The 16509-nt window shown below is 70.1% G+C and carries 15 protein-coding genes and 1 pseudogene; 4 read left to right on the top strand and 12 right to left on the bottom strand.

Annotated elements, in window-relative coordinates; genetic code table 11:
- From FIF60_RS20225 to FIF60_RS20200, 6 genes are all read right to left on the bottom strand, one after another.
- A partial coding sequence (locus FIF60_RS20225; RefSeq protein WP_144300098.1) for a biotin/lipoyl-containing protein occupies positions 1-573 on the bottom strand: 573 nt, incomplete at its 3' end.
- A gap of 25 nt (positions 574-598) precedes the next feature.
- Positions 599-1957, bottom strand: coding sequence for a pyruvate dehydrogenase complex E1 component subunit beta (locus tag FIF60_RS20220; RefSeq protein WP_144300097.1), 1359 nt, complete (start codon positions 1955-1957; stop codon positions 599-601).
- A gap of 40 nt (positions 1958-1997) precedes the next feature.
- Positions 1998-2963 (bottom strand): pyruvate dehydrogenase (acetyl-transferring) E1 component subunit alpha, encoded by a 966-nt coding sequence (gene pdhA, locus FIF60_RS20215; protein ID WP_239451737.1) that lies wholly within the window; start codon positions 2961-2963, stop codon positions 1998-2000.
- Between the two features lie 348 nt (positions 2964-3311).
- On the bottom strand, positions 3312-3623 hold the full coding sequence (locus FIF60_RS20210) for an FtsB family cell division protein (protein ID WP_239451736.1): 312 nt from the start codon (positions 3621-3623) through the stop codon (positions 3312-3314).
- A 100-nt stretch (positions 3624-3723) separates the two neighbouring features.
- Complete coding sequence (gene eno, locus FIF60_RS20205; protein ID WP_144300095.1) at positions 3724-5016, bottom strand: phosphopyruvate hydratase; 1293 nt, start codon at positions 5014-5016, stop codon at positions 3724-3726.
- Between the two features lie 56 nt (positions 5017-5072).
- The gene (locus FIF60_RS20200) at positions 5073-6968 is read right to left on the bottom strand and encodes an ABC transporter ATP-binding protein (RefSeq protein WP_239451735.1); all 1896 of its coding nucleotides are present in this window, start codon (positions 6966-6968) and stop codon (positions 5073-5075) included.
- A 57-nt stretch (positions 6969-7025) separates the two neighbouring features.
- On the opposite strand from FIF60_RS20200, the gene FIF60_RS20195 reads away from it, so the two are divergent.
- Both FIF60_RS20195 and FIF60_RS22430 read left to right on the top strand, forming a co-directional pair.
- A complete protein-coding gene (locus FIF60_RS20195; RefSeq protein ID WP_144300094.1) occupies positions 7026-7733 on the top strand; it encodes an SDR family oxidoreductase in 708 nt (235 codons plus the stop codon).
- 17 nt (positions 7734-7750) lie between these two features.
- Positions 7751-7999, top strand: a pseudogene (locus FIF60_RS22430) (MGMT family protein); the annotation flags it as partial.
- Positions 8000-8105: 106 nt separating this feature from the next.
- Here the strand turns inward: FIF60_RS22430 and kdsA are convergent.
- From kdsA to tpiA, 5 genes are all read right to left on the bottom strand, one after another.
- Positions 8106-8936: a 3-deoxy-8-phosphooctulonate synthase gene (gene kdsA, locus FIF60_RS20185; RefSeq protein ID WP_239451734.1), complete on the bottom strand. Its 831-nt coding sequence runs from the start codon at positions 8934-8936 to the stop codon at positions 8106-8108.
- Positions 8933-9400 (bottom strand): SAM-dependent methyltransferase, encoded by a 468-nt coding sequence (locus tag FIF60_RS20180; protein WP_144300092.1) that lies wholly within the window; start codon positions 9398-9400, stop codon positions 8933-8935. The genes kdsA and FIF60_RS20180 overlap by 4 nt, the downstream gene beginning before the upstream one ends.
- On the bottom strand, positions 9397-11040 hold the full coding sequence (locus tag FIF60_RS20175) for a CTP synthase (protein WP_144300091.1): 1644 nt from the start codon (positions 11038-11040) through the stop codon (positions 9397-9399). Before FIF60_RS20175 ends, FIF60_RS20180 begins: the two co-directional genes overlap by 4 nt.
- 73 nt (positions 11041-11113) lie before the next feature.
- Complete coding sequence (gene secG, locus FIF60_RS20170; RefSeq protein WP_144300090.1) at positions 11114-11446, bottom strand: preprotein translocase subunit SecG; 333 nt, start codon at positions 11444-11446, stop codon at positions 11114-11116.
- A gap of 87 nt (positions 11447-11533) precedes the next feature.
- On the bottom strand, positions 11534-12274 hold the full coding sequence (tpiA, locus tag FIF60_RS20165; RefSeq protein ID WP_144300089.1) for a triose-phosphate isomerase: 741 nt from the start codon (positions 12272-12274) through the stop codon (positions 11534-11536).
- A gap of 137 nt (positions 12275-12411) precedes the next feature.
- Between tpiA and FIF60_RS20160 the strand changes: the two genes are divergently transcribed.
- Both FIF60_RS20160 and trpE read left to right on the top strand, forming a co-directional pair.
- Positions 12412-14301, top strand: a complete 1890-nt coding sequence (locus FIF60_RS20160) for a SurA N-terminal domain-containing protein (RefSeq protein ID WP_158639321.1) — start codon at positions 12412-12414, stop codon at positions 14299-14301.
- Positions 14298-15812, top strand: a complete 1515-nt coding sequence (gene trpE / locus FIF60_RS20155) for an anthranilate synthase component I (RefSeq protein WP_204251267.1) — start codon at positions 14298-14300, stop codon at positions 15810-15812. Before FIF60_RS20160 ends, trpE begins: the two co-directional genes overlap by 4 nt.
- 124 nt (positions 15813-15936) lie before the next feature.
- Here the strand turns inward: trpE and FIF60_RS21775 are convergent.
- A partial coding sequence (locus FIF60_RS21775) for a hypothetical protein (RefSeq protein WP_204251266.1) occupies positions 15937-16509 on the bottom strand: 573 nt, incomplete at its 5' end.

Below are 16509 nucleotides of genomic sequence, written 5' to 3'. Positions count from 1 at the left end.
AGCGGGAGCGGCGGCTGCCGCGGGCGCCGGCTTCGCCCCGCCCGAACGCGCGGCGTCGATGTCGGCCTTCACGATCCGTCCGCCGGGGCCGGAGCCTTTGAGCGAGGCGAGATCGATGCCGGCCTGCTGCGCCATGCGGCGCGCGAGGGGCGAGGCGAACACGCGGTCACCGCCCGCGCCGTTCGTCTTCGGCGGGTCGGGCTGCGGGTCGAAGCCCTTCGGCGCGGCGGGGCTCGGTGCCGCGGCCGGTGCAGCCTTCGGCGCCTCGGCCTTGGGCGGCTCCGCCTTCGGCGGTTCGGCCTTCGGGGCAGGCGCCGCTGCGGCTTCGCCGCCCTCGCCGTTGAGCACGGCGATCACTGCGTTCACCTGAACGCCCTCTGTTCCCTCTGGCACCATGATCTTCGACAGCACGCCCTCGTCGACCGCCTCGACCTCCATGGTCGCCTTGTCGGTCTCGATCTCGGCGATCACGTCGCCGGCGCGCACCTGCTCGCCTTCCTTCTTCAACCACTTCGCGAGCTTGCCCTCCGTCATCGTCGGGCTCAGCGCCGGCATCAGGATGTTCGTCGCCATCTCTCGGTCCCTCCCCTCTCCCGGCTCAGCGATAGGTCACGCGCTTGGCGGCTTCCACCACCTGCGACACTTGCGGCAGGGCGAGCTTCTCGAGGTTCGCTGCATAGGGCATCGGCACGTCCGCGCCGTGCACGCGCACCATCGGCGCATCGAGCCAGTCGAAGCAGTGTTCCATCACGGTCGCCGCGATCTCCGAGCCGATGCCGGCATAGGGCCAGCCCTCCTCGACCGAGACGATGCAGTTGGTCTTCTTCACCGAGTTCACGATCGTCTCGATGTCGAGCGGGCGGAGCGTGCGGAGATTCACCACCTCTGCGCTGATGCCGGCCGCTGCCAGCGCCTCTGCCGCCTGCATCGCGATTCCGGTTGCGATCGAGAAGGCGACGATCGTCACGTCCGTTCCCTCGCGCTCGACCTTCGCCTTGCCGAGCGGGAGGATGAAGTCAGGATCGGTCGGGCATTCGAAGCCCTGGCCGTACACCACCTCGTTCTCGAGAACGATCACGGGGTTGGGGTCGCGGATTGCTGCGCGCAGAAGCCCCTTCGCATCCGCCGCCGACCAGGGCGCGACCACCTTCAACCCCGGGCAATGCGCATACCACGACGCGTAGCACTGGCTGTGCTGGGCGGCGACGCGCGCGGCCGCCCCGTTCGGGCCGCGGAACGTGATCGGGCATTTGATCTGCCCGCCCGACATGTAGAGCGTCTTGGCGGCCGAGTTGATGATCTGGTCGATCGCCTGCATCGAGAAGTTGAAGGTCATGAACTCGACGATCGGCTTCAGCCCCGCCATCGCGGCACCCACCGCGATGCCGGTGAAGCCATGCTCGGTGATCGGCGTGTCGAGCACGCGCTTCGGCCCGAACTCGTCGAGCAGCCCCTGGGAGATCTTGTAGGCGCCCTGGTACTGGCCGACCTCCTCGCCCATCAGGAACACGTCTTTGTCGCGCCGCATCTCGAGCGCCATCGCCTCGCGCAGCGCCTCGCGAACGGTGATCGTCGCGCTCGGACCCCAGTCCTTCTCCGGCTCGGTGGTGGGGCTGCGCGCCGGCGCGGCCGGAACGGCCGCTGCCTGCTTCGGAGCCTCCTCCTTCTTCTCCTCCTTCTTCGCGACGGGGGTGGGGATCTCCTGCGCGGTCGCCTCGCCGCCGCCGCCGAGAACGGCGATCACGGAGTTCACCTGCACGCCCTCAGTGCCTTCCGCGACCACGATCTTCGACAGCACGCCCTCGTCGACCGCCTCGACCTCCATGGTCGCCTTGTCAGTCTCGATCTCGGCGATCACGTCGCCGGCGCGCACCACGTCGCCTTCCTTTTTCAGCCACTTCGCGAGCTTGCCCTCGGTCATGGTCGGGCTCAGCGCCGGCATCAGGATGTCGGTCATCGTCGTTCTCTTCTTCTTCCCGGGTCCCGTGGGCGGCTGCTCAGGTCGCCTCGGTCAGCACGTCGGTCCAGAGCTCGGAGGGGTCCGGCTCGGGGGAGGACTGCGCGAAGTCGGCCGCCTCCTGGACGATCGCCTTCACCTCGTCCTCGATCGGCCGAAGCGCCGCCTCGTCCACCCCGTAGAGCTCGGCGAGGGAGGAGCGCGCGCCCTCGATCGGGTCGTGGCTCTGGCGCATCTCCTGCACCTCCTCGCGGGTGCGGTACTTCGCGGGGTCGGACATCGAGTGGCCGCGGTAGCGGTAGGTCTTCATCTCGAGGAGGTACGGCCCCTTGCCCGCGCGGCAGTGCGCGACCGCCATCTCGCCCGCCTCCTTCACAGCCATCACGTCCATGCCGTTGACCTGGCTGCCCGGGATGCCCCAGGGGGCGCCGCGCCTGGAGAGGTCGGAGGTGACCGTGTTGCGCTCCTGGCTCGTTCCCATCGCGTACTTGTTGTTCTCGATGATGAACACGCAGGGCAGCTTCCAGAGCGCGGCCATGTTGAAGGTCTCGAACACCTGGCCCTGGTTCGAGGCGCCCTCGCCGAAATAGGTCAGGCACACATTGTCGCTGTCGCGGTACCAGTTGGCGAAGGCGAGGCCGGCGCCGAGGCTCACCTGCGCGCCGACGATGCCATGCCCGCCGTAGAACCCCTTCTCGGTCGAGAACATGTGCATCGAGCCGCCCTTGCCCTTCGAATAGCCGCCGATGCGCCCGGTGAGCTCGGCCATGACGCCGCGCGCCTCCATGCCGGTCGCCAGCATGTGGCCATGGTCGCGGTAGGAGGTGATCACCTGGTCGCCCGGCTTCAGCACGCTCTGCATGCCGACGACGACGGCTTCCTGGCCGATATACAGGTGGCAGAACCCGCCGATGAGGCCCATGCCGTAGAGCTGGCCCGCCTTCTCCTCGAAGCGGCGGATCAGCAGCATGTCGCGGAATGCGGCGAGGAGTTCGTCCTTGCCCATCGCGGGGACCTTCTCTGCCTTGCCCTTCCTGCGCGCGGTGCCAGCCTCGGCCGTGCCTGCCATCGTCTTCCCCCCGGGCTTCCGGTTGCTCGCGCGGCGCACTCGCCGCCTCCCGGCTCCCTACCGCCACAAAACGCCGGAAGCAAGCATCCCGCAGGCAAAAACCTTTGATGTTGCAATGCAATAGGGATCATTAACCCTGATGCGGTTAAGCTCCCTGATGCTGCTTTTCTCGTAGAGCGACGAGGCCGGCGCGGCGGATCGCTCGTTGCCACAACGGCAGGAGTGCGCGACAGGAAATTTCACGAAGGGGGGGAACGAAGACCGGCGATTGCCGCATTCGCGGGCTCAGTACAGCCTCCCGCCAGGCCCGTACAGGATGACGAGATCGTCCTTGCCGGCGAGGTTCAGCATGGCCCTCGCCCGCTCGTCGAGCGCATCGGCATCGAGCCGCTCGGCCCGAAGCCCCGAGACCCGCGCCTCGAGCCGGTCACGCTCCGCTTCGAGGCGCGCGAGCTCGCCCTCGGCAAGCGTGATCTGCTCGCGGATCGCCCCGAGCGCGATCAGGCCGCGGCTGCCCTGCAGCGTGTGCCAGACGAAGAAGCCGACGACGGCGACGGCGAGACAGGTTCCCGCCGCCGTTCCCACACGGCGCTTCAACTCCGAGGACATCCCCATGCGCGGAAGGTCACCACGCGTTGCCGCGTCGCCGCAAGCGGTACTGAGCCGGAACGCGAAGAGAAGCCGCAGGTGTTGCCGATCAGCCTCGGATCACTGCCGCCCGGCCGGCATAGCGCGCCGCCGGGCCCAGCGCGGCCTCGATGCGGATGAGCTGGTTGTACTTCGCCGTGCGGTCGGAGCGGCTGAGCGAGCCGGTCTTGATCTGTCCGCAATTGGTGGCCACCGCGAGATCGGCGATCGTGCTGTCCTCGGTCTCGCCGGAGCGGTGGCTCATCACCGCGCGGTAGCCGGCGCGATGCGCCATGTCGACCGCCTCCAGCGTCTCGGTCAGCGTGCCGATCTGGTTCACCTTCACGAGGATGGCGTTGCCGACCCCCTTCTGGATGCCCTCCGCGAGCCGGGCCGTGTTGGTCACGAACAGGTCGTCGCCGACGAGCTGCACCTTCGCGCCCAACTTGTCGGTGAGCAGCTTCCAGCCCTGCCAGTCATCCTCCGAGCAGCCGTCCTCGATCGAGACGATCGGCCACTTGCCGCAGAGGCCGGCGAGGTAGTCGACCATGCCGGCAGGGTCGAGCTTCTTGCCCTCGCCTTCCATGTCGTAGACGCCGCCCTTGAAGAACTCGGTCGCGGCGCAGTCGAGTGCGAACAGCACGTCCTCGCCGAGCCGGTAGCCCGCGCGCTCGACCGCCTTGGCGATGGCGCCGAGCGCCTCGTCCGCCGAGGCGAAGTTCGGGGCGAAGCCGCCCTCGTCGCCCACATTCGTCGCGTGCCCCTGGTCGGACAGTGTCTTCTTCAGCGCCTGGAACACCTCCGCGCCGATGCGGATCGCGTCCGCCCCCGTTCCGGCACCCACCGGCATGATCATGAATTCCTGGATGTCGATCGGGTTGTCGGCATGCGCGCCGCCATTGATGACGTTCATCATCGGCACCGGCAGGGTGCGGGCGAGCGAGCCGCCGACCCAGCGCCAGAGCGGCAGCCCGTGCGCTGCCGCAGCGGCCTTGGCGACGGCGAGGCTGACGCCGAGGATGGCGTTGGCGCCGAGGCGCCCCTTGTTGGGCGTGCCGTCGAGATCGATCATCAGGGTGTCGATCATCACCTGCTCGGAGGCATCGAGGCCCGACAGCGCATCGAAGATCTCGCCTTCCGCCGCGTCGATCGCCTTCCTCACGCCCTTGCCGCCGAAGCGGGCCTTATCGCCGTCGCGCAGTTCCACCGCCTCGTGCGCGCCGGTAGACGCGCCCGAGGGAACGGCTGCCACGCCGACCGCCCCGCCATCGAGCACGACCTCGACCTCGACCGTCGGGTTTCCGCGGCTGTCGAGGATCTCGCGGGCGACGATGTCGGCAATGGCGGTGTCGTGCTTGGGCATGGGGCTCTCCTTGAGGACCGACCCGCGATTAGCCCGAAGCCGGCCCGGCGGCAACCTCACCCGGCCGGGTAGCCGAGCCGCCCCGCCTGCGCCGGGTCGTCGAGGAAGCCGCCCGATTGGCGGCTCCACATCCGTGCGTAGGCGCCGCCTGCGGCGAGCAGCTCGGCGTGGCTGCCCTGCTCGACGATGCGCCCCTCCTCCATGACCACCAGCCTGTCCATCCGCGCGATGGTGGAGAGGCGGTGCGCGACGGCGATGACGGTGCGGCCTGCCATCAGCGTCTCGAGCTGCTCCTGGATCACCGCCTCGCTCTCGCTGTCGAGCGCGCTCGTCGCCTCGTCGAGCACGAGGATCGGCGCGCCCTTCAGGATCACGCGCGCGATCGCCACGCGCTGCCGCTGCCCACCGGAGAGCTTCACCCCGCGCTCGCCGACGCGCGCGTCATAGCCCGCCCGCCCGTCCCAGTCGGAGAGTCCCTGGATGAAGTCGTGCGCCGCGGCCATGCGCGCGGCCTCGATCACCTCCTCCTCGGTGGCATCGGGCCGGCCGAAGCGGATATTCTCGCGGATCGTCCGGTGCAGAAGCGAGGTGTCCTGCGTCACCACCGCGATCTGCTGCCGGAGGCTCTCCTGCGTCACGCCCGCGATGTCCTGCCCGTCGATCAGGATGCGGCCCTGCTCGGTCGGGAAGAAGCCGAGAAGGAGGTTGATCAGCGTCGACTTCCCCGCGCCCGAATGGCCGACGAGCGCGACGCGCTCGCCAGGCGCGATGTCGAGCGTCAGCTCGCGGATCACGCCGCGCGCGGCGCCGTAGCCGAACGAGACGTTCTCGTAGCGGATCGCCCCACGCGTCACGACGAGCGGCACGGCGTCCTCGCGGTCGCCGTCGCGCAGCGGCTTGGCGATCGTCAGCATCCCCTCCTGGACGGTGCCGACGTTCTCGAAGATGCCGGTGACGCTGTCTGCCACCCAGCCCGCCGTGCGCAGAAGCTGCCAGGTGAGCGGCAGGACGGCAGCGACCATCCCCGTCCGCACAGCCCCCTCCGTCCAGAGCCAGACCGCGAGCCCGGCCGTTGCCGTCACCATCGCTGCGGAGAGCAGGTTGAGGCTGAGGCTGAACACGGTGATCAGCCGGAGCTGGCGGAGGAAGGTCGTCGTGTGGCGATTGATGCCGTCGCGCACGAACTCGTCCTGGTCGCGCGTCCGGGCGAAGAGCTTGACGGTGAGGATGTTCGAGTAGGTGTCGACGATCCGCCCCGTCAGCGCGGACCGCGCCTCGGAGGTCGCCTTCGCGCGGTCGCGCAGCCGCGGCACGAACCCGCGCAGGAGCAGGATGTAGGCGACGAACCAGACGAGGACGGGCGCGACGAGCGCGGGCGCGAGGGCTGCGAGCGCGACGATCGACACCGCGCCGTACACCATCAGGTACCAGACGGCCTGGAGGGAGGCGACGACGCTCTCGCGCAGGCTCGGGCCGGTCTGCATCACCCGCGTGGCGATGCGGCCGGCGAAGTCGTTCTGGAAGAAGCTCCAGCCCTGCCGCACCACGTGCCAGTGGCTCTGCCAGCGGATGCGGTTGGTGAAGTTCGCAGCGATCACCTGGCTTGCGAGCACCTGCTGCGTCACCAGGGCGGCAGGGCGAAGCAGCAGCAGCACGACCGCCATGCCGAGCAGTTCCGGCCAGGTCTCGCGCAGCAGCGCGCTCGCCTCGTGCCGTTCGAGAAGCGTCACCACCCGGCCCATGAAGAGCGGCACCATCGTGTCGAGCAGCGCGACGGTGAAGGCCGCGCCGAACAGAGCGGCGAAGGCGCCGCGCGCCTGGGCGATGAAGTGCCAGTAGAAGGCGAGCAGCCCCGATGACGGCGGCGGCCCCTCCGGCGGCACGGTCGGCGGGATGTGGCGCTCTGCCCAGGCGAACATCGCCCCGGTATCGCCCGGCACGGGGCTTCGCACCAGTCGCGGTTGCGTTACGCTCCCCGCCCCGCGCAGGTGCGGCATCCGGAGAGGCACATGGCGACTGAGAAGAAGGTTGCGGTGGTTACGGCAGGCGGAAGCGGCATGGGCGCGGCCGCTGCGCGGCGGCTGGCGCAGGACGGGTTCGCCATCGGCATCCTGTCCTCCTCCGGCAAGGGGGAGGCCCTTGCGAAGGAGCTCGGCGGCATCGGCGTGACCGGCTCGAACCAGTCGAACGATGATCTCCGCCGCCTCGTCGATGCGGCGATGGCGCGCTGGGGGCGCATCGACGTCCTGGTCAACAGCGCCGGGCACGGCCCGCGCGCCCCACTTCTCGAGATCACGGACGAGCAGTGGCACACTGGGCTCGACGTCTACCTGATGAACGTGATCCGCGCCGTTCGCCTTGTCGCCCCCCTGATGCAGCAGAGGAAATCGGGCTCCATCGTCAATGTCTCGACGGCCTGGGCCTTCGAGCCGAGCCCGATGTTCCCGACCTCCGCCGTGTTCCGCGCCGGTCTCGCCGCCTACACCAAGCTCTTCGCCGACCAGTACGCCGCAGACAACGTCCGGATGAACAACGTGCTCCCCGGCTGGATCGACAGCCTGCCGCAGACGGAGGAGCGGCGCGCCGGCGTGCCGATGAAGCGCTACGGCACGGAAGCCGAGATCGCAGCGACCATCGCGTTCCTCGCCTCGGACGGCGCGGGCTACATCACCGGCCAGAACATCCGCGTCGATGGCGGGCTGATGCGAAGCGTCTGACGAAGGCCCCGCGCACCATGTCCCGCTCGGAAGCCTTCGCCCGAATCAAGGCAGACATCCTCGCCATCATCCGCTCGGTTCCGGAAGGCGCGGTCGTGACCTTCGCCGACATCGGCGCGCATCTCGACATCGCGCCGCGCCATGCAGCCTACATCCTCGCCACCCTCGCTGGCGGACAGGACGAGGCCTTTCCCTGGCACCGCGCCGTCGCTGTTGATGGCGCGTTGCTCTCCGGCCCGCGCGGCGCACGCCAGGCCGTGCTGCTCGGCGCGGAGGGGCACGCCATCGCGCGCGGGAAGCTCACGGGGATCGAGGCCATCGTGGCAGTCGCCGCGCTCGGCCATGGCGTGCCGAAGCAGACGCGGCCCGATGCTACGCCTTCGCCAGGCGGTCGATCGCGACCAGGCGGGACAGCAGCGCCGGCATCGCGTCCAGCCTCTGCATCACCGGCCCGTCGGAGGGGGCGCGGTCCGGCTCCTCGTGGCACTCGATGAAGACGGCGGCCACGCCCACCGCCACGGCGGCCCGCGCGAGAACCGGCGCCATCTCGCGCTGCCCGCCCGACGCACCGCCGAGCCCACCGGGTGCCTGCACGGCGTGGGTCGCGTCCATCACCACCGGATAGCCGGTCGCCGCCATGATCGGCAGCGACCGCATGTCGGCGACGAGCGTGTTGTAGCCGAAGGAGGCCCCCCGCTCGGTCAGCAGGATCCGGCGGTTTCCGGTGCTCGCGACCTTCTCCGCAACGTTCGCCATGTCCCACGGCGCGAGGAACTGGCCCTTCTTGATGTTGACCGCCTGCCCCGTCTCTCCGGCGGCGATCAGAAGGTCGGTCTGCCGGCAGAGGAAGGCGGGGATCTGCAGCACGTCCACAGCCTCTGCGGCGACGCGGCACTGCTCGGGGGCGTGCACGTCGGTCAGCACCGGCAGTTCGAGGCCCGCGCGAATCTCGGCGAGGATCGCGAGGCCTTTCTCCATGCCGATGCCGCGCGCGCCCTTGAGGCTGGTGCGGTTCGCCTTGTCGAAGCTCGACTTGTAGATCAGCCCGATCCCGGCCTTAGCAGCGATCTCCTTCAGCGCGCCGGCCATCGCGAAGGCATGGTCGCGGCTCTCGATCTGGCAGGGACCGGCGATGAGCACGAGAGGCTGGTCATTGCCGATCTCGAGCCCCCTGATCTCAAGCCGGGCGACCGTGACGGTCACGACCAGTAGCCTTCCATGATCTGGTCGGCCCAGCCTGGCTGGCGGCGCATCCCGCGCGGGGAGAATCCGTCGAGCCACGGCTTGAGGTCGAGAACCGGCGTGCCGTCGACCGCATCGAGCCCGGCGACATGCAGCACCGTTCCCTCGACGCGGAGCACGCGGCAGACGGTGGAGCCGAGCCGGTTCGGCCGATCCTTGCCGCGCTGGGCGAAGATGCCGACGCGCGGCCAGTCGGGGTTGCCGCGCGGGTGGCGCGCGCCCGTCTCCACGGTCGCCTCGTCGACGAGGTGGAACAGGAAGATCACCTCGACATGCGAGAAGCTGTCGAGCCCGATCAGCGCCTCGGGGCCGAACCGGGACGTGTCGAGCGCGATCGAGGCGAGCTCGGCGTCCCACCCGTCATCCGTCGGCTCCTTGCGGGTGGAGCGGACGAGGCCGATCGGCGTAAGCAGAACGGCCGTCATACGAGCCTGCTCTGTTCGAGGGCGGCGCGCACGAAGCTCGCGAAAAGCGGGTGCGGCTCGAGCGGGCGGGACTTGAGCTCGGGGTGGAACTGCACGCCGACGAACCAGGGATGGTCGGGCAGCTCGACGATCTCGGGAAGCGTCGCATCCGGGCTCATGCCGGAGAACAGGAGGCCGCGCTCCTCGAGCATCGGCTTGTAGCGGATGTTCACCTCGTAGCGGTGGCGGTGCCGCTCGCTGATCCGCGCCTTCTCGTAGATCCGCCGCACCAGCGAGCCGGGCTGCAGGACGCACGGATAGGCGCCGAGCCGCATCGTGCCGCCGAGATCGCCGCCCTCGTCGCGCTTCTCCACCTCGTTGCCCCGCGTCCACTCGGTGAGAAGGCCGACCACGGGGTGCTCGCAGGTCCCGAACTCGGTCGAGGACGCGCCTTCGAGGCCGACGAGGTTCCGCGCCGCCTCGATCACTGCCATCTGCATGCCGAAGCAGATGCCAAAGAAGGGAAGCTTCCGCTCCCTCGCGAAGCGCACCGCCTCGATCTTGCCTTCCGTGCCGCGCTCGCCGAAGCCGCCGGGAACGAGGATGCCGTGCACGCCCTCGAGCCGGTGGATCGCCCCAGGCGTCTCGAAGATCTGGCTGTCCACCCAGTCGAGCTTCACCCGAACGCCGTTGGCGATGCCGCCATGCGCGAGCGCCTCGGCGAGGGATTTGTAGCTGTCGAGGAGGTTCGTGTACTTGCCGACGACCGCGATCGTCACCTCGCCCTCGGGCGAGCGGATCGTCTCGACGATCTTTTCCCAGGGCGCGATCTCGGGCTCGGTCTCGAAAGGGAGGCCGAAATGCCTTAGCACCTCTCGGTCGAGCCCCTCGCGGTGGTAGCTGCCAGGCACCGCGTAGATCGTGTCGACATCGAGCGCGGGGATCACCGCCTCCTGCCGCACGTTGCAGAAGAGCGCGATCTTCCGCCGCTCGCCTTCCGGGATCGGCCGGTCGCAGCGGCAGAGCAGGATCTGCGGCTGGATGCCGACGTTGAGCAGCTCCTTCACCGAGTGCTGCGTCGGCTTGGTCTTGAGCTCGCCGGCGGACGGGATCCAGGGAACGAGGGTGAGATGGACGAAGAGCGCCCGCTCCGGCCCCACCTCGTTGCCCAGCTGGCGGATGGCCTCGAGGAAGGGAAGGCTCTCGATGTCGCCCACCGTGCCGCCGATCTCGGCGAGGACGAAATCGGCCTCCTTCTCGCCCTCGGCCGCGGTCGGCGCCGTGATGGCGGCCTTAATCGCGTCCGTCACGTGCGGGATCACCTGCACGGTCGCGCCGAGATAGTCGCCCCGCCGCTCCTTGGCGATCACGTTGGCGTAGATGCGGCCCGTGGTGGCGTTGTCGGCCCTGGTCGCGCCCACGCCGGTGAAGCGTTCGTAGTGGCCGAGGTCGAGATCGGTCTCCGCCCCGTCATCAGTGACGTAGACCTCGCCGTGCTGGTAGGGGCTCATCGTCCCCGGATCGACGTTGAGGTAGGGGTCGAGCTTGCGGAGGCGGACGCGGAACCCACGCGCCTGGAGGAGCGCGCCCAAGGCCGCCGAGGCGATGCCCTTGCCGAGGGAGGAAACCACGCCGCCCGTGATGAACACGTATCGCGTCATGGGCGGACACCATACGCAGGCATTCCCGCGCGGCTCAACACCACGTTCCTGCACTCCCGCCTTGCGTGTTGATTCAGTTGGTCGGAACGGCGGGAGCCGGCGCGGCCGGAGCAGGCGCGGGCACGGCGGGCGCGGTCGAGGCAGGCGGCGAATCGAGAAGCGACCGGGGCTGGCGCGTACCCTGGTTCATCAGCGCGAGCGCGAGCGACAGGGCAAAGAAGATCGTGCCGAGGATGGCGGTGGCGCGCGTGAGCAGGTTCGCCGTGCCGCGGCCGGACATGAAGTTGCCCATGCCCCCGCCGCCCGAGCCGATGCCGAGGCCACCGCCCTCGCTGCGCTGGAGCAGCACGACGACGATCAGTGCGATCGTCACGAGCAGGTGGATCACCAGGAGAACGGTGGTCATGGGCCTCGGCCGTCAATGTCGCGGATGCGGCGGGTCATACAGGGTTCGCGCCCGCCGCGCCACCCCCGCGGGCGGCAGGGCGCCCCCTCACGGCGCGGCGGCGGCGATGGCGAGGAAATCGGCCGCAACGAGGCTCGCCCCGCCGACGAGCGCTCCGCCGACCTCAGGCAGGGCGAGGATGGCCCGCGCATTCGCCGGCTTGACGCTACCGCCGTAGAGGATCGGTACCGAGGCCATCCGGCGGCTGCCGAGCAGCGACCGGATGAACGAATGCATCTCGGCGATCTCGTCCTCGCTGGCGGTCCGGCCGGTGCCGATGGCCCAGACCGGCTCGTAGGCGACGATGCCGCCGGCCTCCTCGAACCCGTCGGGGATGGAATTGGACATCTGGTCCTGCACGACCTCACGGGCCCGCCCCTGCTCGCGCTCGGCCAGCGTCTCGCCGATGCAGAGGATCGGCCTGAGCTCGAAGTTCATCGCCATCCGCGCCTTGCCCATCACCATCGCGTTGGTCTCGCCATGATCGGTGCGGCGCTCGGAGTGGCCGACGATGACATGGCTGGCCCCAGCATCCTTGAGCATCTCGGCGGAGATGTCGCCCGTATGCGCGCCCTCCCCCTTCATGTGGCAGTCCTGCCCGCCGACCATCACAGGCCCGCCCCGCATGGCGCGCGCTACCATCGCCAGCACCGTCGCGGGCGGGCAGATCAGGATCTCCGCCCGGTCTCTAACTTCGGCGGCGCCTTCGCGCACGGCGAGCGCAAGCGCCTCGGCCTGCGCGGCAAGCCCGTTCATCTTCCAATTGCCTGCGATCAGTGCCTTGCCCATTCCCCGCCCCTCCATTCATGCCCGCGGGCTTCCTACAGGGCGCGGCGGGTGATGGGAACGGGGGTTTGTTGCCGTCCGACGGGCCCTCCCCTATGGTCCGCCGCCTCTGCAAGTTCGGCGCAAAGGACCGCTCTCCCATGCTCTCCGCGATGCGCGGGTGGCTCGAATCGTGGGTCGCCAAAGCCCTGTTCCTGTTGCTGATCCTGTCCTTCGCGGTATGGGGCATCGGCGATTTCGTCCAGGGCGGCAGCGTGCCCACGACGGTCGCGACCGTGGCCGGGCGCGACATCCCGCTCGACGAGGCGAACGAAGCGTATCGGCGCGAGCTCCTGCAGCTCCAGCGGAGCTTCGGCGGCAATTTTGAGCCGACCGCGCCGCTTCGCCGTCGCGTGGCCGAGGACGTGGTCAACCGCCTCGCGGCGCTGACGGCGATCTCGGAGGAGGCGCGGGGGCTCGGCCTCGTGGTGACCGACGAGCAGCTTCGCCAGGCGGTGTTCGCCGCCCCGCCCTTCCAGGGGCTCGATGGCCGGTTCAGCCGCGTGGCCTTCGAGGGCTTCCTGCGCAACGCGGGGCTTTCGGAGGCGCGATTCCTGGAGCTCCTGCGCGGCGACCTCCTGCGCCAGCAGCTTCTCTCCGCTGTGCGCGCAGGTGCCGTGGCACCCGAAGCGATCGCCGGCCCCGTCTATGCCTTCCAGGGCGAGGCGCGCGAGGCGCAGGTGGTGGAGATGCCCTTCATCGCCGCCGCCGCGCCGCCGGAGCCGACGGAGGAGCAGCTCCGCCGCCTTCACGAGAACGACGCGGCGCGCTTCACAGCGCCGGAATACCGCCGGTTCTCGCTTCTCGCGCTCACGCTCGAGGATGTCGCGCGCGACATCACCCCGACCGAGGAGCAGCTCCGCGCCGCCTACGAGTCCCGCGCGGCCGAGTTCAACCAGCCGGAGAAGCGGGTGATCGAGCAGATCCTCGTCCCGGAGGAAGGTGCTGCCCGCGCGCTCGCCGAAGCGTGGCGCGGCGGTCTCGACTTCGCCACGATCTCCGCCCGCGCAACGGAGGCGAACGGCACGGCTGTCGAGCTCGGCAGCCTCGCCGCCGCCGACCTGCCAGACCAGGCGCTCGCGGCGGCCGCCTTCGGCGCGGCGGAAGGCGCGGTGGCCGAGCCTCTTCAGACCGCGTTCGGCTGGCACGTACTGCGCATCGTCAGCGTCGAGCCCGCGGCGACGCGGAGTTTCGCCGAGGTGCGCGACACGCTCGCCCGCGATGTCGCGCGCGAGCTTGCCGCCGAGCGCATCTACACGATCGCGAACCGGGTCGAGGACAGCCTCGCGGAAGGGATCAGCCTCGCCGAGGCCGGGCGGCGGCACGCGCTCCAGGTTCGCGAGGTGCCGGCGATGGACGGTTCCGGCTTCGCTCCCGACGGCACGCGCGTCAACCTCAGCCCGGGCGGCACGCAGGTGGTCGACACGGTGTTCTCGACCCAGCCAGGCACGACGAGCCGGCTCGTCGAGGCGGAGGGGGCGAACTTCTTCGCCATCCGCCTCGACAGCGTCACCCCGCCCGCGCTCAAGCCGTTCGAGACGGTGCGGGACGAGGTGAAGGCCGCCTGGGAGAACGCGGAGCGACGCCGGTCGATGGAGGCGCAGGCCGCGCAGATGCTGGCTGCCGTCCAGGGCGGCACTGCGTTCGATGCGGCCGCCGCCGCGCAGGGCTGGACGGCCCGGCGCATTGGGCCGTTCCTCAGGAGTGCGCGCGGTGCCGGCGCGCCGCAGGCGCCCGTGCTGCAGGCTCTGTTCGGGCTGAAACGCGGCGAGGCAACGATGGTCGAGCTGCCCAACGCCTTCGTCGTCATCGGGCTCGCCGGGATCACGGAGCCCCAGCGCGAGGCGGAGCGGTTCGCCGCCCTGCGCGCGGCGATGGCGACCGGCATCGGCGACGATATCGAGGCGCAGTTCGCCCAGGCCATCCAGTCCCGCGCGGCGGCGACGATCAACCAGCGCGGCATCGACCTCCTCGTCGGGACGGACCCGTGACCGCGACCGCGAGCCACGACCCAGCCGCCATCCGCGCGGCCTACACCGAGGGCCGCCCCCAGCTTCTCTGGACCACGACGGTCAGCGACCTCGAGACCCCTGTCTCCGCCTTCATCAAGCTCGCAGCCGGGCGGCCGAACGCGGTGCTCCTCGAGAGCGTGGAGGGTGGGGCGAAGCGCGGCCGGTACTCGATCATCGCACTCGACCCTGACCTGATCTGGCGCTGCCGCGGCGACAGGGCCGAGATCAACCGCTTCGCGCTGACCGACCCGAATGCCTGGCGGCCGGAGGCCACCGGCGCGCTCGCTTCCCTTCGCGCGCTCGTCGCCTCCGCGCGCGTCGAGATCCCGCCGCACCTTCCGCCGATGGCGGCCGGGCTCGTCGGCTACCTCGCCTACGACTTCGTCCGCCGCATCGAGCGCATCCCCGAGACGAACCCCGACCCGCTCGGCGTGCCGGACGGCATCCTGATGCGCCCGACCATCGTCGCGGTGTTCGACACGGTCGCAGACACGCTCACCTTCGCGACGACGCTTCGGCCCGAGCCCGGGGTCGACGCGGAGACGGCCATCGCCGCCGCAGAGGCCAGACTTGCCGCAGCCGCTTCCGCCCTTGCGCGGCCGCTTCCGCCGCCTGCTGCAGCGGCCTCGGCCCAGCAGGATCTCGGCGCCGTCGAGAGCAACATGACGGAGGCGGAGTACATCGCCGCTGTCGAACGCGCGAAGGAGTACATCCGCGCCGGCGACGTGTTCCAGGTCGTGCCCTCGCAGCGCTTCCGCGTGCCGTTCGCGCTGCCGCCCTTCGCGCTCTACCGCTCGCTGCGGCGGCTGAACCCCTCGCCCTTCCTGTTCTTCCTCGATTTCGGCGGCTTCGCCGTGGTCGGCTCGAGCCCGGAGATCATGGTCAGGCTTCGCGACGGGGTCGTCACGATCCGCCCCCTCGCCGGCACGCGGCCGCGGGGAGCGACGCACGAGGAGGACCAGCGCCTCGAGAAGGAGCTGCTCGACGACCCGAAGGAGCGTGCCGAGCACCTGATGCTTCTCGACCTCGGGCGGAACGATGTCGGCCGCGTCGCCGCGATCGGCTCGGTGACGGTGACCGAGCAATTCGTCGTCGAGCGCTACAGCCACGTGATGCACATCTCCTCGACCGTCGAGGGCAGGCTTCGCGAGGGGCTCGATGCGATCGACGCGCTCTGCGCGGGCTTTCCCGCCGGCACGCTCTCGGGGGCGCCGAAGGTGCGCGCGATGGAGATCATCGAGGAGCTCGAGCCGGAGCGGCGCGGCATCTATGCCGGCTGCATCGGCTACTTCGACGCACGCGGCAACATGGACACCTGCATCGGGCTTCGCACCGCCGTGGTGAAGGACGGGATGCTCTACGTGCAGGCGGGAGCCGGCGTGGTGGCGGACAGCAACCCGAAGGCAGAGTACGACGAGACGCGCCAGAAGGCCCGCGCCCTCATCCGCGCGGCGGAAGAAGCCGTGCGCTTCCAGCGCGGCGGCCGCTGAAAGGCCGCCCGTGACACCGGCTTGCTACGCTTCCGGTGCTCACGACCTCAAGTCCGCTGCGCTCCGATTCTAGAGAACCCCGCCTGCCGGACAACGGCGGCGAATTCTCAGACGCTCTTTCGCATCACTTCCGCTGCGCGATGGCTCCGGCCACGGAGCGGAGCTGGCGGATCGTCTCGTCGAGGCTCTGCAGGAGCACGGGCGGCCCGGCGCCCTCCTCGCCGTCGCCGAGCTCGGCGAGAAGACGCTCTGCGACCGAATCGATCGGCTCGTCGCCATTGACCGCGAGCGCGCGCGGCGCGGCTGCGGCGGCCGCCTCCTCGAACATCGCGCCTGCCGCCTCGTAGCGCGCAAGCAGCGCCTCTGCCCGGTCGACGAGCGCCGTGGCAGCGTTGCGAGGCGCGTCATCGGCAAGCGTGGCGGCAAGGCCGGCTGCCACCGTCTCGAGCCGCAGTGCGATCGCGGCCAGCGCCTCGCGCTCGGCCACGAGCGGCGCCTCGAGACCGGCGAATGCCTGCTGTGCCGCGCCGAGGGAATCGGCCACGGCCTCAAGCCGCCCGGCGAGCTGCGTGCGCTCGGCTGCGTCGATGGCGGCAGCGTCGCGGGCTGCCGCCTCGATGCCCCGCGCAGCCTCGGCCGCGGCGTCACCGGCCCGCCAGCCCGCCTCGAGGCTGACGAGCTCGGCGATGTCGCAGAG

The sequence above is a fragment of the Elioraea rosea genome, assembly GCF_007644105.1.
GTDB classification, from domain to species: domain Bacteria; phylum Pseudomonadota; class Alphaproteobacteria; order Acetobacterales; family Acetobacteraceae; genus Elioraea_A; species Elioraea_A rosea.
Note: the sequence above shows the minus strand (reverse complement) of the source record. Positions and strands in the feature narration are given on the sequence as shown.